The sequence below is a fragment of the Streptomyces sp. NRRL S-337 genome (genome assembly GCF_000720175.1).
GTDB classification, from domain to species: Bacteria; Actinomycetota; Actinomycetes; order Streptomycetales; family Streptomycetaceae; genus Streptomyces; species Streptomyces siderophoricus.
Genome location: NZ_JOIX01000069.1, coordinates 1 through 23,206, shown reverse-complemented (window position 1 = coordinate 23,206; position 23,206 = coordinate 1). Strand labels below are relative to the sequence as shown.

General features: G+C 71.0%; 18 protein-coding genes. 6 read left to right on the top strand and 12 right to left on the bottom strand.

Annotated elements, in window-relative coordinates; translation table 11 throughout:
* Nucleotides 1–106 precede the first annotated feature (106 nt).
* Complete coding sequence (locus IG62_RS0132350; RefSeq protein ID WP_051798904.1) at nucleotides 107–1,270, bottom strand: acyltransferase family protein; 1,164 nt, start codon at nucleotides 1,268–1,270, stop codon at nucleotides 107–109.
* Nucleotides 1,271–1,525: 255 nt separating this feature from the next.
* Here IG62_RS0132350 and IG62_RS0132345 point away from each other — a divergent pair, with 255 nt between their 5' ends.
* The 4 genes from IG62_RS0132345 to IG62_RS0132330 all read left to right on the top strand — a co-directional run bounded on the left by IG62_RS0132345 (nucleotide 1,526) and on the right by IG62_RS0132330 (nucleotide 6,093).
* Nucleotides 1,526–2,359 (top strand): undecaprenyl-diphosphate phosphatase, encoded by an 834-nt coding sequence (locus IG62_RS0132345; RefSeq protein ID WP_030811578.1) that lies wholly within the window; start codon nucleotides 1,526–1,528, stop codon nucleotides 2,357–2,359.
* 107 nt (nucleotides 2,360–2,466) lie between these two features.
* Nucleotides 2,467–3,813 carry a PP2C family protein-serine/threonine phosphatase gene (locus IG62_RS0132340; protein ID WP_051798902.1) on the top strand — a complete coding sequence of 449 codons (1,347 nt, stop codon included), beginning with the start codon at nucleotides 2,467–2,469 and terminating at the stop codon, nucleotides 3,811–3,813.
* 267 nt (nucleotides 3,814–4,080) lie between these two features.
* Nucleotides 4,081–4,266, top strand: coding sequence for a hypothetical protein (locus IG62_RS0132335; protein WP_030811572.1), 186 nt, complete (start codon nucleotides 4,081–4,083; stop codon nucleotides 4,264–4,266).
* Nucleotides 4,267–4,656: 390 nt separating this feature from the next.
* On the top strand, nucleotides 4,657–6,093 hold the full coding sequence (locus tag IG62_RS0132330; RefSeq protein WP_030811569.1) for a DUF5685 family protein: 1,437 nt from the start codon (nucleotides 4,657–4,659) through the stop codon (nucleotides 6,091–6,093).
* Between the two features lie 326 nt (nucleotides 6,094–6,419).
* Here the strand turns inward: IG62_RS0132330 and IG62_RS0132325 are convergent, their stop codons facing one another.
* The 4 genes from IG62_RS0132325 to IG62_RS0132310 form a co-directional block, all read right to left on the bottom strand.
* Entirely contained in the window at nucleotides 6,420–7,241 is an 822-nt protein-coding gene (locus tag IG62_RS0132325) for a hypothetical protein (RefSeq protein ID WP_030811565.1), read from the bottom strand.
* Nucleotides 7,241–8,515 carry a VWA domain-containing protein gene (locus IG62_RS0132320; RefSeq protein ID WP_030811562.1) on the bottom strand — a complete coding sequence of 425 codons (1,275 nt, stop codon included), beginning with the start codon at nucleotides 8,513–8,515 and terminating at the stop codon, nucleotides 7,241–7,243. Before IG62_RS0132320 ends, IG62_RS0132325 begins: the two co-directional genes overlap by 1 nt.
* Nucleotides 8,516–9,909: 1,394 nt before the next feature.
* Entirely contained in the window at nucleotides 9,910–11,088 is a 1,179-nt protein-coding gene (locus IG62_RS0132315; protein WP_030811559.1) for a MalY/PatB family protein, read from the bottom strand.
* A gap of 27 nt (nucleotides 11,089–11,115) precedes the next feature.
* Entirely contained in the window at nucleotides 11,116–13,416 is a 2,301-nt protein-coding gene (locus IG62_RS0132310) for a GAF domain-containing SpoIIE family protein phosphatase (RefSeq protein ID WP_030811556.1), read from the bottom strand.
* Nucleotides 13,417–13,668: 252 nt separating this feature from the next.
* Between IG62_RS0132310 and IG62_RS0132305 the strand changes: the two genes are divergently transcribed.
* Nucleotides 13,669–15,639, top strand: coding sequence for an APC family permease (locus IG62_RS0132305; RefSeq protein ID WP_030811554.1), 1,971 nt, complete (start codon nucleotides 13,669–13,671; stop codon nucleotides 15,637–15,639).
* Between the two features lie 2 nt (nucleotides 15,640–15,641).
* Here the strand turns inward: IG62_RS0132305 and IG62_RS0132300 are convergent, their stop codons facing one another.
* A complete protein-coding gene (locus IG62_RS0132300) occupies nucleotides 15,642–17,306 on the bottom strand; it encodes an FAD-dependent oxidoreductase (RefSeq protein WP_051798900.1) in 1,665 nt (554 codons plus the stop codon).
* A gap of 254 nt (nucleotides 17,307–17,560) precedes the next feature.
* Here IG62_RS0132300 and IG62_RS0132295 point away from each other — a divergent pair, with 254 nt between their 5' ends.
* On the top strand, nucleotides 17,561–18,676 hold the full coding sequence (locus IG62_RS0132295; protein ID WP_030811548.1) for a CapA family protein: 1,116 nt from the start codon (nucleotides 17,561–17,563) through the stop codon (nucleotides 18,674–18,676).
* Between the two features lie 27 nt (nucleotides 18,677–18,703).
* On the opposite strand, the gene IG62_RS0132290 is transcribed toward IG62_RS0132295, so the two are convergent.
* From IG62_RS0132290 to IG62_RS0132265, 6 genes are all read right to left on the bottom strand, one after another.
* Entirely contained in the window at nucleotides 18,704–19,981 is a 1,278-nt protein-coding gene (locus IG62_RS0132290; protein ID WP_030811545.1) for an acyl-CoA dehydrogenase family protein, read from the bottom strand.
* A 202-nt stretch (nucleotides 19,982–20,183) separates the two neighbouring features.
* A complete protein-coding gene (locus IG62_RS0132285) occupies nucleotides 20,184–20,642 on the bottom strand; it encodes an RrF2 family transcriptional regulator (protein ID WP_030811543.1) in 459 nt (152 codons plus the stop codon).
* A 55-nt stretch (nucleotides 20,643–20,697) separates the two neighbouring features.
* Entirely contained in the window at nucleotides 20,698–21,045 is a 348-nt protein-coding gene (locus IG62_RS0132280; RefSeq protein WP_030811541.1) for a hypothetical protein, read from the bottom strand.
* A gap of 252 nt (nucleotides 21,046–21,297) precedes the next feature.
* A complete protein-coding gene (locus tag IG62_RS0132275; RefSeq protein WP_030811539.1) occupies nucleotides 21,298–21,624 on the bottom strand; it encodes a hypothetical protein in 327 nt (108 codons plus the stop codon).
* Nucleotides 21,625–21,900: 276 nt separating this feature from the next.
* Nucleotides 21,901–22,317, bottom strand: a complete 417-nt coding sequence (locus tag IG62_RS0132270) for a CBS domain-containing protein (protein WP_030414851.1) — start codon at nucleotides 22,315–22,317, stop codon at nucleotides 21,901–21,903.
* A gap of 59 nt (nucleotides 22,318–22,376) precedes the next feature.
* Nucleotides 22,377–22,934, bottom strand: coding sequence for a hemerythrin domain-containing protein (locus tag IG62_RS0132265; protein ID WP_030811537.1), 558 nt, complete (start codon nucleotides 22,932–22,934; stop codon nucleotides 22,377–22,379).
* Nucleotides 22,935–23,206: the final 272 nt, after the last annotated feature.

Here is a 23,206-nt window from a genome sequence, read left to right as displayed (position 1 = left end):
TCGGCGCCTCTGCTGGGTCGGTTCGGCCCGGGCCGGACGGCGCAGGCCCTCTCATGGCGCATACGATCCCGGCCGCCAAGCAGCCGGTCGGCCAAAGTCGGGGCTGCTACGGCACGTATGAGCCACGCCAACAGTACTGCTGCTCCCCGCCGGGAGCTTCGCGGCCGCGGGGCGCCTGTCGGAAGGCCCAGCGCATCCGCGGTTCCACCGCGAACCGGAAGACCCGCCGCACGGGCGGGGTGCACAGCAGCGTGACCACCACGGCGGCGATCAGCGTCACCACGACGTGGCCCCACGGGGTACCGACCCAGGCCGCGTCGTACCAGTGCCACCAGCGCGAGCCCTTGGCCAGGAACCCGTGCAGCAGATAGCCGTAGAGGGTGCCGGCGCCCAGGGTGGTGCACCACATCCGGCGGCCCGGCACCCAGGCGAGGAAGCAGGCGGTCAGGACCAGCGAGCAGCCGAACGTGGCCAGCTGCATCAGCATGCCGCCCCACCACGGCGCCCCCAGCGTCCGGGCGCTGTCGGTGTGGTAGAACCACGCGTCGTTCATCCGCGGCACGGCCCAGTACGCGAACGCGGTCGCACCCAGCACCACGGGCACGGCCGCGATCCGCACCGCCCGGCGGCGCAGCCGGCGGAAGTGCTCGGGGGTGAGGCACAGGCCCAGCACGAAGAACGGCAGGAACTGCAGCACCCGTTGGAGATCGAGATCGCTGCCGATCTCCGGGGAGGCCGAGGCGAGCGCGGCGATCATCAGGGCCACCGGCACCGGCAGGCGGATGATCCGCCACAGCGGGGCGGTGAGCCGCCAGATGAACAGCGCCGGCAGGAACCAGGTGAGGAACCACGGATCCAGCAGGCCGACCGTGAGGTCCGGCTGATCGCCGGCCGCGTACCGGAACAGGGCGTAAGCCGTCCGGAATAGGACATAGGGGACGGCGATGCCGGTGACCAGTCGCTGCAGCTGGTCCGGGCGGAAAGTGAAACTCCGGGAAAAATAGCCGGAGATGACGATGAACGCCGGCATGTGGAAGGCGTAGAGAACGAGGTAGAGCGCGGCCGAGGTCCGGCTTCCGGCGTAGAACGGCTCCCAGGCGTGGCCGATCGCCACCCATACGATGGCCAGGTACTTGGCATTGTCGAAGTAGGCGTCGCGCCGGGTGTCGCCGGTGTTGTCCGCGGCCGGGGGCGTGCCCTGGGGCACGGCGGGGGCGGGGGCGCGCGCGGAAGCGGTGGTGGAGCGGCGGCGGAGCGGGGCCGCGGTCATGGATCGTTCCTCCCCTCGGTCGTCTACAGTGTTGTAGACCGTCCCGCACTGTAGGGGCCCGGGCAGGCACCGCGCATCCCGGTCCGCTCAGCCGGCCCGCGGGGGCCTTCCCGTCGGCCCGACGACGAAACCCCAGTAAAGTCACTCATCGCGCCAGGCGTGTCGTCCGGGTCGGCCAGGCCGATCCACCAGACCCGCCCCACGCGCCGAGGCGTGCCTGCGCCCACCGTCCACCCGTCCCGAGAAATGGATCCCATGAGCGCGATCAGCATCGGCCAAGCCGTCGTCCTCGGAGCCGTGGAGGGGGTGACGGAATTCCTCCCCGTCTCCTCCACCGGCCACCTCAAGATCACCGAGGGGCTGATGGGCATCCCCGTCGACGACAAGGCCGTCGTCGGCTTCTCCGCCGTCATCCAGGTCGGCGCGATCGCCGCCGCGCTCGTCTACTTCGGCAAGGACATCGTGCGCATCGTGGGCGCGTGGTTCCGCGGGCTGGCCAACAAGGAGGAGCGCTACCACCACGACTACAAGTTCGCCTGGTGGGTGATCTTCGCCACCCTCCCGATCGTCGTCGTCGGCCTGGCGGCCAAGCCCCTGATCGAGGGTCCGCTCGCCTCGCTGTGGGTGGTGGCCGGCTCACTGATCGTCGGCAGTGGCGTCATGTGGGCCGCCGACCAGATGGGCCGCCACAAGCGCGGTGAGGACGACACCTCCCTCAAGGACGCCATGTGGGTCGGCTGCTCGCAGATCCTCGCGCTGCTCTTCCCCGGCTTCTCCCGCTCGGGCGCGACCATGTCCACCGCGCTCATCCTCGACCTGGAGCGGGTCGCCGCCACCCGGCTGTCCTTCTTCCTTGGCATCCCGGCCCTCACCGGCGCGGGGATCTACGAACTCAAGGACGCCATCGGCTCCGGCGCCGCGATCGCCCCGCTGGCCGTCGGCACCGTCGTCTCCTTCGTCGTCGCCTACGCCTCGATCGCCTGGCTGCTGAAGTTCGTCGCCAAGCACTCCTTCAACTCCTTCGTCGTCTACCGCATCCTCATCGGCGCCCTCCTCTTCGGCCTGCTGGGCATGGGCATCCTCAACTGACCCCGCCGCGGCCGCCGCGCCGGACCGGGATCCGGTCCCGCTGGTGATATGGGTGCAACACCAGCAAACCCGCCCGTAGCGGGCGCAGCGCCCTGGAGGTGGCCGCCATGAACCGGGACCGCTCGGACGACGCGGGCCGGGACGCCGAGGACACCCGCCTACGGGCCCGGCTGCGCACCACGGAGGAAGCCGCCGAGCGCATCGGCACCACCCTCGACGCCCGGACGACCTGCACCGAGCTGTCCCGTTTCCTGTGCCAGCACATCGGCGACGCCGCCGCGGTGGAACTCCTCCCCGAGGACGCCACCGCGGCCCACCGGCCCGCCGAGGCCCCCGCGCTCCGCCGGGTGGCCTCGGCCGGCCTGGTCAAGGTGCTCGAAGCCCGCTTCCCCGGCGACGCCCCGGAAGGCCCCGCGAGCCCCGAAAGCCCCGAGGGCGCTGCGAGTCCCGCGAGCCCCGAAGGCCCGGAAGGCGGCTCCCCCCTCCTGCGCGCCCTGGCCGAGGACCGCCCCGTCACCGCCCGGGCCGTCCTCTCCGGCGGGATGTCCGCCCAGGCCCTCGCGGTGCCGCTGTCCACCCAGGGCCGCGGCCACGGCGTACTGCTCGTCCTCCGCGCCGGCGGCAGCTTCACCGAGGACGAGACCGCCACCGTCCTGCACGCGGCCCGCCTGGCGGCCGCCCATCTCGCCCACGCCCGTCGGCACTCCTCGGTGCAGCGCACCGCGATGGACCTCCAACGGGCGCTGCTTGCCGAACCGGGCCGCCCGCACCCCAACCTCGAACTCGCCACCCGCTACCTCCCCTCCGGCAGCAGCGCACTGGTCGGCGGCGACTGGTTCGAAACCGTCCGGTTGCACTACGGGCGCACCCTGCTCGTGATGGGCGACGTCATGGGCCACGGACTCGACGCCGCGGTCGACATGAACGCCTACCGCTCCAGCCTCCGCTACGTCGCCTCGACCGACCTGCCGCCCCACCGCGTCCTTCGTCAGCTCGACACCGCGGTGGCCGAGGACGAGTCCCGCCGCCCGGCGACCTGCCTGCTCGCCCGGGTGGACCCGGCCCGCAGCATCGCCGCGTTCGCCAGCGCCGGCCACCTCTCCCCGGTGGTCTTCGGCGGCGACGGCACCGCCGACCTCCTCCAGGTCCCCGTCGGCCCGCCCCTGGGCACCGGCGCCGGCGGCTACGAACAGATCACCCGCACCCTCACCCCCGACGACACCCTGCTGATGTTCACCGACGGCCTGGTCGAACGCCGCGGCGAGGACATCGACACCTCGCTCTCCCGGCTCTCCCGCCTCCACCTCCCCGCCGGAGCCGACGTCGAGCAGGTCCTCGACGAGGTCCTCGACCACCTCGACGGCCTGCACGCCGAGGACGACGTCGCCGTCCTCGCCGCCCGGATCCGCCGCCACCCGGAACCCCCGGCCCCGGAGGAACCCGCCGAGCCCTGACGAGCCGTCAGGGCGATCTGTCAGGCCGGTCTGTCAGGACGATGCGCCAGGCCGGTCTGGCAGGGCTATGTGTCAGGACGATGCGCCGGGAGTCGATCCGGCCGCCGAGCAGCCTGCGATTGCTTCCCTCTGTGAGACCCCGGCGGCGTACCGCACAGCGGCATGGAGGAAGATGCCCAGGTGGCACAGCACGCGGACACGGGGGAAGTTGTGAGACCGAAGACCAGGAGCAGGGGTGGGAGCGGGAGCACGGGTATAGCGCTCTCGGTGGCCGTACTGCCCTTCCTCGCCCTGGCGGTGCTTCTCGGGCGCACGGACGCCAGCAGCGCCTCCGGGGTGCGGAACGAGGGCCCGGCCTATCCGGGGCCGCACCCCACCATGATCGGCTACCTGCACGAGGAAGAGGGCAAGGACGACTGGATGGTGCTGGTCCCCGCCACGGACAAGCGGTGACCACGCCGTCCCGGACGTAGCGCGACGAACGGGCCGTCCCGGTCCCACGCCTAACTGGGCGCGGCGCATTGCCCGTTGGGGCGGCGAACGGCCCGCCCCCGGGGTGGCGCGGGTGGCCTACGATCGCCCGATGCCCCCCGGGAGGTGACGGGCTCGGTCCCGGGGCGGGCCGGGTGGCCGGCGGTCCGTCCAGGCCAGGCGCCCCCCTCGCCCCCTACGACCTCACGCACCGGGCGGCCCGGCTCGACTCCGTATCCGCCCGCACACCACCTGACCGAAGCGGCCCTCCCCGGGGGGTGTCCCCAGGTCAGCGGTCGGATCGGTACGATCTTCAGCCGTTGCCGTCGCGCGCCGCGCCGGCACCGTCCGACGTCTCACGGGGGATCGCACATGTTCGGAATCGTCAGGCCCTGCAGCCATCGCCTGTCCCAAGGGCTCAAGGCCGAATGGATGGCTCACCTCTGCGGTCTGTGCCTCGCGCTGCGCGGCGACCACGGCCAGTTCGCCCGGGTCGTCACCAACTACGACGGGCTGATCGTCTCCGTCCTGACGGACGCGCAGGCCGGACGCACGGAGGCCGGCCGGCGCACCGCCGGGCCCTGCCCGCTCCGCGGCATGCGCACCGCCTCGGTGGCGCAGGGCGAGGGCGCACGGCTCGCCGCCTCGGTGTCCCTCGTGCTCGCCTCGGCGAAGATACGCGACCACGTCGCCGACCGGAACGGTCTGCTGCGCCGCCGCCCGGTGGCCGCCGCCGCGCGCCGGGTCGCCGCCGGCTGGGACCGGGCCGGAGCCCGCACCGGCGCCACCCTCGGCTTCGACACCTCCGTGCTCGTTGACGCGGTCGACCGCCAGCCGGCCATCGAGCAACTGGCCGGACCGGGCACGCCGTTGACGGTCATCACCGAACCGACCGAGACCGCGACCGCCGCCGCCTTCGCCCACACCGCCGTACTCGCCGGCCGACCCGGAAACGCCGCGCCACTGGCGGAGGCCGGCCGGCTCTTCGGGCGGCTGGCGCACCTTCTCGACGCCGTGGAGGACCGGGCCGCGGACGCCGCCGAGGGCGCCTGGAACCCGCTCACCGCGACCGGCGCGAGCACCGCCGACGCCCGCCGGCTCTGCGACGACGCGCTGCACGGCATCCGCCTCGCCCTGCGTGACGTGGAGTTCACCGATTCCGCCCTGGTGCACGTGCTGCTGGTGCACGAACTGCGGCGGTCGGTGGACCGCGCCTTCGGCACCGCGGCCTGCTCCCACCAGGGGCATGCCTCCCACCCGCATCAGGGCGGACCCGGCCAGCAGACTCCGTACGGCCAGCCGCCGCAGTACGGCCAGCCGCCGCAGTACGGCCAGCCGCCGCAGTACGGTGGTCAGCCTCCGCAATACGGTCAGGCGCCGGCCGGGGGGCCGTACGCCCAGGGGCCGTATCTGAACGCCCCGCAGAACCCTTATGCGCAGGATCCTTACGGGCAGAACCCTTACGCGGGGGGATCGGTGCCGCCCGGCGGTCATGGCGGCGGCTACGGCGGAGGGCACGGTGGCGGCGGCAACGGCGGGGACGGCGGTGGCCTGCCGCACTTCCCGCACCAGCCGAAGAAGCCCCGGGGTTTCTTCGCGGGCTGCGCGGTGGCCATCGGGCTGTGCTGCACCTGCAAGGTGTGCTGCGCGGAGGAGTACGAGGGTGCCTGGTCACGCAAGAAGCGCGAGGGATGCTGCCAGGACTGCGATTGCTGCGACAGCTGTGATCCCTGTAGCGGATGCGACTGCTGTGATCCCTGCAGCGGATGCGACTGCTGTGACTGCTGCAGCTGCTGCGACTGCGGCTGACGTGCCGGCGACGGGAGCGCCGCCCGCCGAGTAGCACGTCACAAGGCTCACTTGCATGGCTGACGAGCATGACTGACGGACGAGCATGAGCGACCGACGAGCATGAGTGACCGACGGGCACGCTGACCGCCGTATCTGACCGCCGTATCTGACTGACGTGGCCGACCGGCGAAATTTTTTCGGCGACGAGCTCAGTGACGAACTCAGTGACGAACTCAGCGACGAACTCAGCGACGAAGCTCAATGACGAGGCTCAGTGACCAGGCTCAGCGACGAGCGGGGCGGTCACGGCATCATGCCGTGACCGCCCCGCCGTGTGGCTCGGGTCAGGCGCCCGGCGGCACCCGCGACGGGCGGCCGGAGCCGCGGGTGACGGAATAGCCGGCGATGCCCCCGAGGGCCGCGAGCAGGCCGCCGGCCGCGGTCCACAGCCAGCGGTCCGACCACCAGCCGGAGGACCAGCCGCCGTCCGGCTCCGCCATGGCCGCCGGCCGCGGCGACGGCGTCGCCCCGTCGGACTGCGGCGTGGCCGAACCGGCACCGGGCACCAGGGGAGCGGCGAGCGTGCCGTCCACCGCCTGGGCGCCGCCCTGGTCGGCCGTGCCCGCCTCGACCTTGGCATGGACCGGTAGCCCCAGGTCCTCTTGCGGAAGATCGACGACCGTCAGTCGCACGTAATAGCTGCCGGGCAGCGGATCGTTGGCCCACGGCTCCGCCCAGGCGCGTACCGTGCGCAACGTGCAGGTCAGCTCGACGGAACCGGCGCCCTGGGCCGCGGCCTCGGTCGGAGCGCCGTGTTTGCACGGCTGCCGCCGGCGCAGTCCGTCGTAGACGTCCAGTTGCCAGGTGGCCGCACCGTGCCGGGCGGCGGCCGGCAGCGTCACCGTCGCGGTGACCGTGGCGCGCTGTCCCGCGTCGACCGGCAGCACCCAGTAGAGGTAGTCACCGGTGGACGCGTCGGCCGTCGCGGGCTGACCGGGCTTGATGGCGGTCGCCGTACGGAACGAGGTCCCGGCCTCGGTCGGCGCCGCCTCCGTGCTCGCGCTCGGACTCGGCGTCGCGGTGTCGGCGGCCGCGGGCCCCGCCACACCGAGCAGACCCGCCCCGGCCAGCGCGGCGGTCATCAGCATCCTACGTACGGTGCGCATCAGTTGGTCCTCCAGACGGAGACGCGCCAACGGGAGATCCAGCCCCAGACCAGACCGGCCACCAGCCCGGTGAGGGCCAGGGTGATCAGCAGCCACCAGCCGTGGCCGAGCCCGAGGAACGCCGCGTCGGAGGCGTCGCTCGGACCGTCCACCACGTCGATGGCCAGCTCGACCGGCATACCGGGCTCGGTCTTGACCGAAGGCGGTGCCGAGAAGGAGTTGCTGACCTGAAGGCAGACCGTCTTCGCCGGCGGCTCGTCCGCGCCGTCCGGGGCATCGGCCGGCGGCTCGGGGTAGCGCAGACCGGACGAGATCACATCCGTCCGCCCGTCACCCGCCTCCGCGCCGCGCACCAGCTCCCGCCCGTGCTCCGTCGAGGCCCGCAGGAGCACGCCGTAGTCGTTGTTGACGGCACGGTCGGCGGCGACGCTCACCGAGGCCCGCAGCTCCTGCCCGGGCCGGACGTCGACCTGGTACCAGCGGTGCTCGGCGAACTTCTCGCGGTCGCTGTAGAGCCCCGGCTTCAGCTTCGGCGCGCCGGCGCAGCTCTGCGCGCCCTGGGTGGCCACCGGCGTGACGACCGGATCGGCCGTCCGCTCCACCAACTGGTGTACGCGGTCGCGGAGTTGCTTGGTGTGCTGCACCGAGGTGTACGTCCCGCCGGTCGCCTCGGCGATACAGCTCAGCTGCTTACGGGTCTTGGCGTCCGGCAGCAGACCGAGCGTGTCGACGGTGAGGTGGATGCCCTGCGCGGCGATGTCCCGGGCCACCTGGCACGGGTCGAGCGGGGCGCAGGTGTCCTCGCCGTCGGTGATCAGCACGATCCGCCGGGACCCCTCGCCGCCCTTGAGGTCGTGCGCCGCGCCCAGCAGGGCGGGTCCGATGGGCGTCCAGCCGGTCGGGCTGAGCGTCGCCACCGCGGTCTTCGCCTCGGTGCGGTCCAGCGGCCCCACGGGGTAGAGCTGACGGGTGTCCTTGCAGCCGGTCTTCCGGTCCTCGCCGCGGTAGTCGGCGCCGAGCGTCCGTATGCCGAGCTGGACGCCGTCCGGTACGGCGTCCAGCACCTCGTTGAACGCCTGCTTCGCGGCGGACATCCGGCTCTGACCGTCGATGTCGCGGGCCCGCATCGAGCCGCTGACGTCGAGGGTCAGCTCCACCTTGGGAGCGGTCTTCGCATCCGGTTCCCCGGCGCTGGCGGGCGTGGGCAGGAGGGCGACGGCCATCGCGGCCAACAGCCCGCACACCCCGGCCGCCAGCCGTTTTCTTGTGATCATCGCTGGATCGTATGGAGAAATCCGCCCCACACCAAAACGACCGCGGGGGCTGACTGCGGGGGGAGTTGGCCCCCGGGGGATGGGATGACCACGTGCCACCGGGGGTCACTCGGGGAGCGCCGGGGACTTGCCCGCTGGTGGCCCGCTGGGGGCGCGCTGGGGCCTGCTGAGGGCGCGCTGGAGGCCGCCGGCGTTCGGCCCGTCCGCTGCGGGCGCCGTCGCTCGCGGCGCGGTCCGGCGCATGCGCCGCGGTCCGGCGCCCGCGCCGCTTCGCCGCGGACGGTTTGGTGTCTGTGCTGCTTTGGCGCGGCGGGTCTCGTGTTCGTGCTGCTTTGCCGCGGTGGGTCTGGTGCCGTGTTGCTTTGCCGCGGACTGTCTGGTGTCCGTGGCGCTTCGCCTCGGACGGCCCGGCGCCCGTGCGTCCGCGCCGCCAACGGTCTGGCCTCCGCGCGGCCTCGTGCCGATGGCTCTCTGCCTGTGCCGTCTCGCTCTGGAGGCCGGCCGTCTGTCCGCCTCACACCGGCGGCTCGTCGTGTGTGTCGCCTCGTCCCGGATGGCCCGCCGCCCACGCCGTCGCGCCGTGCCCTGCCGCCTCCCGCCCTGCGCCCCTGCCGGTGCGGCGCGTTGGCGCTGACGCGTGCCGATTGCCGTGCCGATTCTCGTGCTGCCTCGCCGCCGGCGGCCCGTCGTCGTGCCGCATCACTGTCGACGGCTCGCTGCTTGTGCGCCTCATGTCGACGGCTCGCCCTCTGTGTGCCTCGTGCTGGCGGCTCGTCGTCCGTGTCGCTCGCGCCGACGGCTCGTCGTCCGTGTCGCCTCGTCCCGGATGGCCCGCCGTTCGAGCGTCTCGCCGCAGGGCTCGCCGACTCCTGGCCCGCGCCCGTTTCGGTGCCGTGTGTAGGCGCGGCCGTGCCATGCCGATTGCCGTACCGCCTCGCTGCCAACGGCTCGCCCTCTGTGTGCCTCGTGCTGGCGGCTCCCCGTCCGTGTCGCCTCGCGCTGACGGCCCGCCGTGCGCGTCGCCTCGCCACCGTCGGCCCCCCGGCCCTCCGCCCCCTGTCGTCTCGCTCCCGTCGCTCCGTCGCCCCGTCGCCCCGTCACCCGTTGCCCGTGCACTCTCGCTCCCCGCGGCCCATCGCCGTGCACTCTCGCTGTCGACGGGGCGTCATCGAGGTGGCTTCCCGCCCATGTCGCCTCGCTGTGGTCCCGCCGCCTCCCGGCCAACGCCCGCTTCAGTGCGGCGCGTCGACCCCTCGCACCATGCCGATCCCTCGCACCATGCCGATCCCTCGCGCCGTGCCGGTCCCTAGTGCCGTGCCAATCGCTCGCGCCGTGCCGACCGCTCGCGCCATGCCGATACAGCCAGCGCGTCAGCCCTCGCGTCGTGCGCCGGTTCAGGTCAGCGCGTCGGCCATTCGCCCCACTGCCTCGGTGAGTACCTCGGGGGAGGTCGCCAGATTGAGCCGTACATGGCCGGCTCCGCCGGTGCCGAAGTCCGGGCCAGGACTGAGGGCGACCCTGCCGTGCTCCAGGAAGAACGCGGCGGGATTGTCACCGAGGCCGAGCGGACGGCAGTCGAGCCACGCGAGGAAGGTGCCCGCGGCCGGACGGTAGCGGACCGCCGGCAGCCTCTCGGCCAGCAACCGGGCGAGCAGTTGGCGGTTCTCGTCGAGCCCGGCGCGCAGCGCATCGAGCCAGCCGCCGCCGTCCCGCAGCGCAGCCGTGTGGGCGAGGATGCCGACGTGGCTCGGGCCGTGGCTGACCTCCTCCGGCATCCGCGCCAGATCCCCTGCGGCAGCGGGACCGGCGATGGCCAGCGCTGCCTTGAGCCCCGCGAGGTTCCACGCCTTGGACGCCGACATGAGCGAGAAGCCGCCCTCCGCGCCCGGCACGCTCAAGTACGGAACGAAAGCGGCGTCCAGCGCCACCACCGGTGCGTGAATCTCATCCGCGACGACCCGTACGCCGTACTCGTTTGCCAGCGCCGCCACCGCAGCCAGTTCCTCCGCGCTGTGCACCGTGCCGGTCGGGTTGTGCGGGCTGCACAGCAGGTACGCGCCCCGGCCACGGCCGGCCATGCCATCCCGGAACGCCGCTTCCAGCGCATCGAAGTCGATCCGCCGACCGGCACTCAGCGGGGCCTCCACGATCCGCCGGTCCATATGCGTGACGAACTGGTAGAACGGCGGATACACGGGGCAGTTGACGACCACCGGGTCGCCCGGCCGGGTAGCCAGCTTCAGCACCTCGACGATGCCCAGCATCACATCGGGCACGATCGCCGTGCGCTCCACGGCGAGGTCGTGCCAGCCCCACCGCTCGCGGGCGAAGCCGGCCAGCGCCTGGGCGTACGCCGTCCCGGCCGGATAGCCGGTGTCGCCGAGCGCGACCGCGTCCGCGATCGCCCGGGCCACCGGTGCGGCCAGCGGTACGTCCATCTCGGCCACCCACAACGGCAGCACATCGGCGGGATACGTACGCCACTTCATGCTCGTCCGCCGCCGCAGCATGTCGAGGGAGAGCGCACGCAGCGGGTTCGCGTCGGCGGGAACGTCGGACGGCCTGGGCTCCATGGGGCAACGATAGGCGCGTCGGCGCGTTCAGGAGGCGGTGAGGACCAGTGCGGCCTGGTCGTCGTCGGTGGCATCGCCGGCGAAGGCCGTCACCGCCGCGGTGACGGACTCCAGCAGCGCGGCGGCAGAGGGAGCCGGGCCGCGCACCGCTACCAGCGCATCGGCCAGGCGCTGTTCCTCGAAGAACTCGCCGTCGGTGTCACGGGCCTCGGTGATGCCGTCGGTGACCAGCACCAGGCTGTCGCCCGGGAACAGGGCCACCTGGTGCGGGGAACCGTCGACGCCGGGCGCGATACCCAGCAACTGCCCCGGCTGGGCCAGTTGTTCCACCGTGCCGTCGGCCCGGCGTATGAGGGGCGGCACATGACCGGCGCGCATCATGTCCAGGACGAGCCGTCCACCCTCGCGCCGCAGTTCGCCGTATATCAGCGATACGAAGGTGTCCTCGCTGGTGCCCTCGATGAGCGCGTCGTTGATGGCCGCGACGACGGCCGCCGGGTCGTGCAGAAGGCGCGCGGCGGCCCGCGCCGTGTGGCGGACCATGCCGGTCGTGGTGGCCGCCGCCGCACCGCGCCCGCAGACGTCGCCGATCATCAGCCCCCAGCGGTCGTCGGGCAGCGGGAAGACGTCGTAGAAGTCACCACCGACATCGAGCCCTTCGCCGGCGGGGTGGTACGACGCCGCCAGCTCGGCGCCCGGCACGGTTGGTAGCTCGGGCGGCAGCAGACCGGCCTGCAGCTCACGGGCCAGCCGGACCCGGTCGGTGAACTGGTGGGCGTTGTCGGCACTCGATGCGGCCCGCCGCGCCAGTTCCTCAGCCAGCGCGATCACATGCCTGTCCAGCTCCCGGTCCGTTGCCAGCAGGGTCAGCACCCCGAACGTGCGGCCACGGGTCGCCAACGGGACACACACATAGCCGGTGACGGTCGACCGCCCGGGAGGCGTGCCGAGGCGGAAGCTGCCGTCGAGGCCGGAGCTGCCGTCGGGCCGGGCGCGGCTCGCGGTGCCGTCGTGCTCATGACTGCCCTTGGGGCCGGTGACACGGCTCTCGGAACCGACGACACGGCTCTCGGGGCCGGCGGCACGGAGTCGGCCCGTCTCGGTGGTGCCGGAGGCCAGCGCCCGGGCCACCGCGGCGTCGATCTCGTCGCTCAGCCCGGGGGCGGGCAGCAGGCTCTCGCCGGCCAGGCCGTCCGAGGCCACCGCGATCCGGTGGGTGTGGCCGTCCTCCACCACGTGCACGGTGCACAGCGGTGCCAGCGAGGGCACAGTCAGCCGGGCCAGACACTGCAGGCAGTCGAAGTAGTGCGGTTCGCGGGTGATGGCGGTGCTGGCGTCCAGCACGAACGCGAGGTCCTCCCGGGCCTCCTTCTCCCGCTCCTGGGCGGCCTCGCCGGCCTCCAGCGCACGGCGGCGCTCGATCGCCAGGGCCGCGATCCGGGCGAACGCCCCGCTGAGTGCCACGTCCTTGTCGTCCGGCGCCCTCGGGGTCCGGTGGTACATCGCGAAGGTGCCCAGCAACTGCCCGTCCACACCCATGATCGGGGTGGACCAGCAGGCCGCCACCCCGGCCTGCTGCGCCAGCTCCTGATAGCCGTCCCACCGCGGGTCGGTGGCGATGTCCGTGACGATCACCGGAGCACGCAGATACGCGGCGGTGCCGCAGGAGCCCGTGTCCGGGCCGATGGCGACCCCGTCGATCGCCTCGTTGTAGAAGGCGGGCAGGCTGGGCCCGGCCCCGTGCCGCAGATGCGCCCCGTCGGGATCGGCGAGCAGCACCGAGACGATCAGGTCAGGGGAGAACTCCTCGATCGCCCGGGCCATCCCGGTCAGGATCTCGCCGAGCGGTGCGTCGCGCGCGATCTGCTCCAGCAGCACCCGCTGCTCGGCGGCGAGGACCTGGGTGTGGTGATACGCGGTGATGTCCACCGCGATCACGACCACGCCGTCGACCTCGCCGTCCGCGTCCCGCCGCGGCTCGTAGGTGAAGTCGAAATACCCCTCCCGTTCCGCTCTCGGCGCGCCGAGCACCAGCCGGGCTCCGCGGGCACGGTAGGCGGTGCCGGTCCGGTACACCTCATCGAGCCGGTCCAGTACGCCCTGCGGGCCGAGCTCCGGCAGCAGCTCACCGATCGGTACCCCGGTCTGCCCGCGGTCGCCGCCGACCGCTTCCAGGAACGCCGGATTCGCCGCCTCGAGCCGGTGCCGCGGCCCGCTCAGCGCAGCAAAGATCACCGGAGCCTGGTCGAAGAGGTCCTCGTACTCCGTGCTCCGCCTGTTCAAGGAACTGATCCGTTCGGTGATCGAGCCGAGTCGATCCGTGGACATGGAAGGCTGCCCTCTCGTGCGTTCGCCGACCGCGTCGTCGCGCCCTCCCTTCACTGTGACATATCGGACATATGCCCATCGGCTCCGATCAGCGAGCCGGCTCCGCTGTCCGGCGTCGTCCGGTGGGTCCACCTGCTGGAATCCCCCGGCGGCACGCCGGGCGCCGCCACGCCGCGGGCCATCGGGTTCCGTACGCTGACCTGGCCGTCTCGCCGATGGCTGGACGCTTTCGCGGCACGACAGGAGCGCACGATGCCCCCCTCCGCCCCCGCGGCCTCTTCCACCCCGTCCGGACCGCGGCATCGCCTGCGGGCATGGCTGCTGGAGGGGCTGACCGATATGGCCAAGCGCCATCCCGGTCCGCACGCCGGCCCGCAGAATGCTCACCAGGGACAGCGGTGGTGGCGGGTGATGTGCCTGACGGGTGTCGACTACTTCTCCACCCTCGGCTACCAGCCGGGCATCGCCGCTCTCGCGGCCGGGCTGCTGTCGCCCGTGGCCACCCTCGTCCTGGTCCTGGTGACGCTGGCCGGGGCACTGCCGGTGTACCGCAGGGTCGCGAAGGAGAGCCCACACGGCCAGGGGTCGATCGCGATGCTGGAGCGGCTGCTGTCCTTCTGGAAGGGCAAGCTGTTCGTCCTCACCCTGCTCGGCTTCGCCGCCACCGACTTCCTGATCACCATCACCCTCTCCGCGGCCGACGCCGCCACCCACCTGGTGGAGAACCCGCACCTCACCAGCGCGCTGCACGGTGAGCAGGTGCTCATCACGCTCATCCTGGTCGCCCTGCTCGGCGCGGTCTTCCTCAAGGGCTTCCTGGAGGCGATCGGCGTCGCGATCGTCCTGGTCGGGATCTACCTCGGGCTCAATGCGGTGGTCGTCGTGGTCGGCCTGTGGCACGTCCTGTCCGCGCCGCACGTCGTCACCGACTGGACCCAGGGGCTCACCACCGAGCACGGCAACGGCCTGGCGATGGTCGGCGTGGCCCTGCTCGTCTTCCCGAAGCTGGCCCTGGGCCTTTCCGGCTTCGAGACCGGCGTGGCGGTGATGCCGCATATCGAAGGCGACGCCGGCGACACCGAGGAGCGCCCTACGGGGCGGATCCGCGGCGCGAAGAAGCTGCTCACCACCGCCGCCGTGATCATGAGCGTCTTCCTGATCATCACCAGCTTCGTCACCACCCTGCTGATCCCCGAGCCCGCCTTCAAACCCGGCGGCCCGGCCAACGGGCGCGCCCTGGCCTACCTCGCCCACCAGTACCTGGGCTCCGCCTTCGGCACTGTCTACGACATCTCCACCATCGCCATCCTCTGGTTCGCCGGCGCCTCGGCCATGGCCGGCCTGCTGAACCTCATGCCCCAGTACCTGCCGCGCTACGGCATGGCACCCCATTGGGCACGGGCCGTGCGCCCGATGGTGCTGGTCTTCATCGCTGTCGCCTTCCTGGTGACCTGGATCTTCGACGCCAACGTGGACGCCCAGGGCGGCGCCTACGCCACGGGTGTGCTGGTGCTCATCAGCTCCGCGGCGATCGCGGTGACCATCGCCGCCCGGCGGAGCGGGGAGCGCGGCTGGACCGTCGGCTTCGCCGTGATCGCGGCGGTGTTCCTCTACACGACGGTGGCGAATGTGATCGAACGGCCCGACGGGGTGAAGATCGGCGCTTGTTTCATCGCCGGGATCATCCTGCTGTCGCTTCTCTCCCGGCTTGCCCGGGCCTTCGAGCTGCGGGTGACCAGCGTCGTGCTCGACGGCATGTCCGAGCGGTTCATCCGCGACGTCGCCCACCGCGAGATCCGGTTCATCGCGAACGAGCCCGATCAGCGCGACGTGGCCGAATACCGCGACAAGCTCCAGCAGATCCGCACCGACAATGACCTTCCGGCCGAGGACGACTTCATCTTCGTCGAGGTAACCGTCCGCGACCCGTCCGAGTTCGAGAGCGAGCTGCGCGTGCACGGCGAGGTCCTCCACAACCGCTATCGCGTACTCGCCCTCGAAAGCTCCACCATTTCCAACGCACTGGCCGCGCTGCTGCTGCACGTGCGCGACGAGACGGGCAAGCGCCCGCACATCTACTTCGAGTGGACCGAAGGCAATCCCTTCGCCCAGTTCCTCCGTTTCTTCCTCTTCGGCCAGGGCGAAGTCGCCCCCGTCACCCGCGAGGTCCTCCGCGAGGCCGAACCCGACCGTTCCCATCGCCCCCGTGTCCATGTCGGCTGACCTCAGAGGGTGAACGGCTGGACGGACTGGGCATGGCGGAAGACGTTGCGCGGGTCCCAGTACTCCTTGACCTCTTGCAGACGTGTGTAGTTGTCGCCGTAGTACAGACGGTGTGAGGCTTCGCCGGAGGTGTTCCACTCGGGATCGTCGAGATCGGTGTCCGGGTAATTGATGTAGCAGCCGTCGGTCACCGGTGCCGGCTGATCGTCCGCCGGGGTGCCGTCGGGCGCCAGCACCGGAACGCCGCCGGTGTCCGCGTAGACATCGCGGTAGAACTCGCGGATCCAACGAAGATGTGGCGCCGCGATCGAGGGGTCGGCATCGGCATCGTGCTGGTCGGCGACGCCGTCCTTGTTGACGTCCCGCTTCCAGCTCCAGTACGTCTGGTACTGCAGTTTCAGCACCGAACTGCGCTGGTAGACCGCCGTGTCGGCGCTGTCGGGCAGGTTGATGGCGCCGCCGTAGGAGTCGACCTGGAGCAGCGCCTGCGGGTTGTCGTAGTCCGCACGGGTCAGATGGTTGAAGACGGCGTCGAGCTGGTGCTCGGTGAAGCCCCGCGTCATATACGCCGACTTGTATTTGCCGCACTGGTTGTCACCGGAGCCGTTGAGCGTCTGGGTGGCCGTCAGCCAGGGCAGCCGGGTCGGCACGTGCAGTCCGCCCATGGGCGCGTGTTCGCCCATCCGTCGGTCCAGTGGCGTCGGGTCGACGCCCAGGTCCTGGGTGATCCAATCCAGGAAGGCGTTGAGCCGCTGCACGCTGTCCGGCCTGGTGGCATCGAGCTGGGTGATCAGGCCGATCTTGCCGTTGGCGCGGTGGTTCAACTTCAGCAAGGTGAACATGTCGGTGTAGTCGCCGCGAAGCGATTCCGGGAGCCGCGGGGTGTTCTCGTACTCGAAGAACAGCCCGTAGTTGCGCACCAGGGACTTGAAGCGCTCCGGCTGGCATTTGAGCTTCTCCCAGGGCCAGGCGATGGCATGGAGCAGTACCTGCCCCGGGGGCTTGGGCAGCCCCTTGAACCAGTACCGCGTGACCACGCCGAAGTTGCCGCCGCCTCCGCCGGTGTGCGCCCACCACAGGTCCCGCAGCTCAGGCTCCGGGGAGTCGCGGCGCGCGACCACCACCTCGGCGTGCTGACCGTCGCGGACGACGACGACCTCGACCGCGTAGAGATAGTCCACCGTGAGCCCGTGCTGCCGGGACAGCAGCCCGTACCCGCCTCCCGAGACATGGCCGCCGGCGCCGACGGAGTAGCACGACCCGCCGGGCAGCGCCACGCCGAACGGCGCGTAGAGGTGCGTGGCGACATGCCAGTTGGTGGCACCGGACTCGACGCAGTACGCGCCCATCTCCTGGTCCAGATAGGCCCGGTCCATCTGCCCGAGGTCGAGGATGACACCTACGTCCTCACCGCAGACGAAGTTCTCGTAGCAGTGGCCTCCCGAACGGACCGTGATGCGGCGGCTGAGGCTCTCGTCGGAGCGGTGATCCGCCAGGTATTTGTTGAGTGCGGCGACGGCCTCGCCGGTCGAGCCGATCACGGATACATAGTCAGGTGTCGCGATGAAGCGCTGGTTGAATCCCCTTCTCAACGCCTCGTAGCGCGCGTCCCCGGGAACTACTTCGGTACCGCTCTCGGTGCCGGCGCTGATCTGATACGCGGCCATGATGTCCTCCCTACGACGATGGTTCGATGCCGGGGTTTGACGGCTGTGAGCATCGACGCGATATCGCGTAGGAAACTCTGCGTAGCCATCACCCTTCGCTTGATTACTATCCGTGATCGCTGGGTGGCTGTGAATGCCCGGAAGGTGTGCGTCCGGCGGCGTCATGTTGACGCTCGGCTGCCGACGTCCGGCCGACCCGCTTCGGCCTGGGGCGACCGGGAGCTCCGCCCCTGCGCCGGCCCTAGCCTGGAAGAGTGGACGGTGACCTGGTCACGGTGTTCCTGTGCGGGGATGTGATGCTCGGTCGCGGCGTCGACCAGATCCTCCCGTATCCGGGCGACCCCGCGCTGCGCGAGGGCTATCTGGACGATGCCCGCGCCTACGTCGAACTCGCCGAGGTGGCGAACGGCCCGATCCCCCGTCCGGTCGGATTCGCCTGGCCGTGGGGAGAGGCGCTACCCGTGCTCGACGAGGCCGCCCCCGCGGCACGGGTGATCAATCTGGAAACCAGCGTCACGCGCAGCGGCACTTTCGCTTCCGGCAAGGAAGTCCACTACCGGATGAACCCCGGCAATCTCCCGTGCTTGACCCTCGCACGCCCCGACGTCTGCGTTCTGGCCAACAACCACGTCCTGGACTTCGGTCGCAACGGCCTGGCGGAGACGCTCGACGTCCTGGCCGGGGCGGGGCTGCGGACGGCGGGCGCCGGAGTGGACGCCGACACGGCGCGGCGTCCGGCGATCGTCCCCCTCCACGGCGACCATCACCTCCTGGTCTTCTCGTTCGGCCTGCCGACCAGCGGCATTCCCTTCTCCTGGGCAGCGACTGAGGACCGGAGCGGAGTGGCGTTCCTGTCCGAACCGTCGGAAACCGCGGCAAACGGCCTGGCCGCACGGGTGCGGCAGCTCAAACGGCCGGGCGACCTCGCCATCGCCTCGATCCACTGGGGCCCCAACTGGGGCTACGGCGTCTCCCGCAGCGAGGCCGCCTTCGCGCGGCTGCTCCTCGACGGCGGCGTCGACGTCGTCCACGGACACTCCTCGCACCATCCGCGCAGCCTGGAGAACCATCACGGGAAGCTGGTGATCCATGGGTGCGGCGACTTCATCGACGACTACGAGGGCATCACGGGCTACGAGCAATACCGGGACGACCTGCGCCTGCTCTTCCTCGTCTCGTTGGAGCAGCCGACAGGAAGGCTCCACGAGGTGCGCATCGTCCCCCTCCAGGCCCACAGGATGCGCCTGCAGCACCCCTCCGCCCGGGACTGCCACTGGCTGCAACGGCTCCTGGACCGCATCAGCACGGGCTTCCACCCCTGCACCACCACGGAGGGGGACGGTCACACGCTCACCCTCCGACCGCTGTGACACCACCGGGGCGGAGGTGCGAGGGCTTCAAATGTGCAATGTCAGTGGGGGATGGGTCCCGTTCAGATAGTGGTCGCCGATGTCGCGCAGCCTGTGGGTGGGCGAGCCCTGGGCGGTCAGCACACGTGCGTTGCGCCAGAACCGGTCGAACCCCGGGCCGTCGGCGGGGGAGTCGGCACCGTCGGTGAGTTCCAGGACGCGGGTGGTGATCTCCAGCGTGGACTTGCTCGTGACCGCCTCGGCCGCGGCGACGAGCACGGCGATGTCCGCGCGCTGGTCGACATCGAGCTCCGGCCCCATGAGGAGTCCCCTCGCCAGTGCCTCGGTGGCGGGTTCGACCACCGCTGCCGCGGTGTGCGCGGCAGCCACCAGCTCCCCGTAGGCAAGAAGGAGATACGGGTCGCTTCCGGGGCCCCGCTCGAAGGCGCCGCCGTCCGGGTCGGCAGACGGCCAGTTGCGCGGTGCGGTGCGGCTGAAGTCCCGTGCCTCGGCCAGCGTTCCCTCAGCGATACCCAGACAGACGTGGACCAGGGCGAGCCGGAGCGCCAGGGGGGCGAGCGTGGCGAACGGGGAGACGTCGTGTTCGTCGTGCGGCACGGTTCCGAGGATGTGGTCCGGTTGCACCGGTACGCCGTCGAAATCGACACTGCCCGCTCCGGTGAGCCGCTGGCCGAGGCGGTCGTGCGCCGGGACCGTCGAGACGCAGGGATCGGCCGGGTCCACCTGCGCGATCAGTGTCTCCCCGGTGCCCGTGCAGACCGCGCTCACCACCAGTTGGTCGGCCACCGTGACGGCCGCCGGGAACGCCTGGCGACCGTGGAGGAGGTATCCGCTCCCGGCCGGCGTGAGGGTGAGTTCGGGTCCGGTCTCGGTCTCCTGTGCCGGTTCCGTCCCCGGCAGATCGATGCTTCCGCCCCAGAGCCACTGCCCGGCTCCTGCTTGACGCTCGATCCGATCGGCCTGTTCGGTTGAGCCGAAGAAACGGGCGCTCCACGAGAGGGCGTAGTGCCTTCCGAGGAGCTCGCCGATGGAGCTGTCGGCCGCCGCGATCTCCCGGATGACCGCACATGCCGTACGCCAGTCGGTGCCCCACCGGGACGGGCCCGGCGGCATGAGGAGAGCCGGCAGGCCGGCTTCGCGCAGCCGGGAGAGCTCGTCGAACGGAGGCTTGCCGGCGCGGTCGCGGGCGATCGCGTCCACGGCGAGATCCTCCGCCAGCTCGCGGGTGACGCGTGGCCAGACGGCCTCCTCCGCCATGCCGTTGACCTGTGGGGCGGCGGTGCATGCTGCGGACTTCTTCGGCATGGCGCCGGTCACCGTCCTGTCGGGTGGTCTGGCGGGTCAGTTTCCCTAGTTTTCCCACTGGATTAGTAGGGAATGATGCGCCTGTACTCCCGTGGCGGCAAGGGCCGTTCGAGTCGTGGACAGTCGAATCTTGTCATCCGGACGGAACCGAAGCTCCAGTCCGAGCACTTCCGGCACGCAAACGGCGCCGAGGGCTACAGCCTCAGGGGTTCGTCCAGGAGGCGGGGTCCTCGGCCAGTGCGGATACCCGGGTGGGGAGCTCCGCCGAGGCGACATCGGCGAGCGAAACCCCGTCGAGGATCTGCCGGACGTTGGCACGGAGGGCCACCCAGAGCGGCAGTAGGGACTCTGCCGGGCCGGTGTAGGACAACTCCGGCGGACGGACACCGCGGACGGATACCAGGGGACCGTCGACGACGCGGATGACGTCGGCGATGCTGATGGACTCCGGCGCCTTGGCCAGGCGGTAGCCGCCGTTCCCGCCGCGCTGACTGAGGACGAGTCCGCCGCGGCGCATGTCGTTCAGAATGCCTTCGAGGAACTTGTGCGGAATGTCCTGCGCGTCCGCGATGGCCTCCGCCTTGAGCGGTCCTGCGTCCCGGGCGTGAGCGAGTTGCAGCGCGGCGCGCACCGCGTAGTCCGCTCTGGCTGAAATCCGCATGCTCGCATTATTCCGCAGTGCGGCTGGAGCCTGGATGGCTGGCGCAGGAGATCGGTCAGTGGTCGACCGTGACCTCGAAGTGCTTCGGGGCGGCCCCCTCTGCGGTCACGGTGAAGGACGCGGTGCCCGCCGCATCGCCCGCTACCAGTGGCGGGGTCTGTGCGTACCCCTGGGAGTCGGTGTCGACCGTGACAGTGGTTTCTCCGCCTTCGAAAAGGACCTGCTGGGTCGTGGACAACCAGGCGAACGTCACCGCCGCGTCGGTCACCGGGAGGCCGTTCCTGCGGTCGACGAGTCGCGCCTTCAAGGGCTCCGAGAAGGTCTCGTGGGGGCCGGCGTGCTGTCCCGTACCCCCGGCAGGCTCGATGGCCGCCGTCAGGTCCGTGCCCGCTTCCGCATTCATTGAGCCTCCTCATTCCATGACCTGAACAGCCTGCTGAGCATCGGTCCGCCCGCTCCGCCGTCACTCGAACGGGTGTTTCCTTCCTCGATCACGAGAGATTACTTGCGCACGCGGGCTTTTTCGATGCAGGCTTTACGGCGGATGCAATGAATCGATTGGGGGAGAGCTACATGTACAACACCCTTGAATACGGGCAGAGTTACCGGGCCGTGGGGCTGCGGGCGCAGTTCAGGCGAGCGGCCGTGAAGCTGGTCAGCGGCCGAGGGCCTTACGGAGCTCGTCCTTGTTCATCGAGGAGCGGCCGTCGATGTTGCGCTTCTTGGCTTCCTCGTAGAGCTGGTCCTTGGTGGGACCCTGGGCACCGCGGTGAGAACGCTCGCCGCCGCGCTGCGGCGCGGACTTCTTGTCCTGGGTCGAGACCTTGCTCGCTGTCTTCGACTCCCCGGACCGGGCACGCTCCTTGTTCACGGTCCGAGCGGCGATTTCCTTCGCGCGCTTCGTCGACTCGCCTCGCTGCTCGGCACCCTCCTTGATGTGCTCGTACTGACGCTCTCGCTTCTTGCTCGAACCTGCAGGCATGACGGCTCCTTGACCGGTTGGTGTGTCGTTCGTCGGCCGGCCACGTGGCGGGGCGGTCGACGGCCACCCCTTCAGTTCACTCCGTTCGGCGGCAGCGCGCGAGGCAGAGCGGCCGATCGGGCGGGTGGGTCTCGCCGGTGGCGAGCTCGCGCACCCCGCCCGCCGGAACCCGGCGCCGCACCGGCACCGGCCGGACGATGACGCTGGACGATGGCAGGTGCGGCGTGCGGCGTGCGGGGAAGGGGTGTCGGGTCGGCGCGTGTTGGTGTAGTTGAGTCAGTCGGTGGAGAGCGCCTCGAGGAGGTCGCCGACCTGCGGGTCGGGGAGGGCGCGGGCGACATCGGCCAGTGCCACCATGCCGACCAGGCGATGACCGTCGATGACCGGCAGGCGACGGACCTTGTGACGGGCCATCGTTGCGAAGATCTCGTCGGCTCCGTCGTCGGCGCCGATGGTGACCGCTTCGCCCTGGGCGAGTTCGCCGGCCTTGGTCTGCTGCGGGTCCAAGTTCTTGCCCAGCACCTTGACGACGACGTCCCGGTCGGTGAGGACGCCCTTGAGCCTGTCGTCCGTACCGCAGATCGGCAGCGCTCCGACGCCGAGGGAGGTCAGCTTGCGAGCCGCTTCGAGGATGTTGTCGTTCGCGCCGATGCATTCCGCACCGGGCGACATGATGTCGCGTGCCACAGGCATGACTGTTCATCCTTCCTGGAGGAGGGATCTTGATGTGAGGAGGTGAGTTTCCGTGCGGGTTACCGGCCTCGACCGGTGACGTAGTCGCGCACCCGGTCCACCAGCCCCAGGCCGGGAGCGAGCAGCTTGTTGGCCGGCGGCGTGCTCGGGGCCATGGGGTGGGCGCGTGTCGGGGCGGTTTTCTTCGCCTCGCGGACCTTCCGGCCGAGGCTTTCCAGGACATAGGGATGGACGCCGTCGCGCAGCTGGGGGAAGAGCTGGTTCTCCTCGTCCTCCACGTGCGCGGTGACCTCGGTGCGCAGTTCGCGTACGAGGCGGTCGAAATCGGGGTCGTCGGGCTTGAGTCCTTCGAGCTCCTTCAGCAGCTGCTCGACGCGGAGGTGGTCGGCGATCTCCTTGTCCGCCAGCATTCCGCCGTTCTCCAGGTGGTCGCGTACGGCCGGGTAGAGGTGTTCCTCTTCGGCGACCGAGTGGCGCACCAGCTCGATGGTCAGGGCGTCCAGGAGCCGTTTGCGGGCGCTGCTGCCGGGCGCCGCGTTGTCGAACTGCTCGAAGAGGTCGTCGACCTCCCGGTGGTCCGCGGTCAGCTCCGCGATGACGTCCTCGCCGTGCTCCATGATCTGTCCTGTCCCTCCGGTGACCCGGGCGCTGCCGGCCCGTTGCCGGGCGCACCCAGAGCAACGGGTTCCCGAGTCGTCCGGCGGATAACGCCAAGTCCGGGGAATTGCGTCGGATGCCTGGATGCCTGGATGCCTGGATGCCGGGGTGGTGGCCGTGGTGCGGCGGGCGGCGGCCGGCGGGCGATGGGGGTGGAGTAGAGCGCGCAGAGGAAGGTCAGCAGCGCGGTCATGACGACGAGGGGGAGCGAGATGCCGTCGACGCCGAGGTG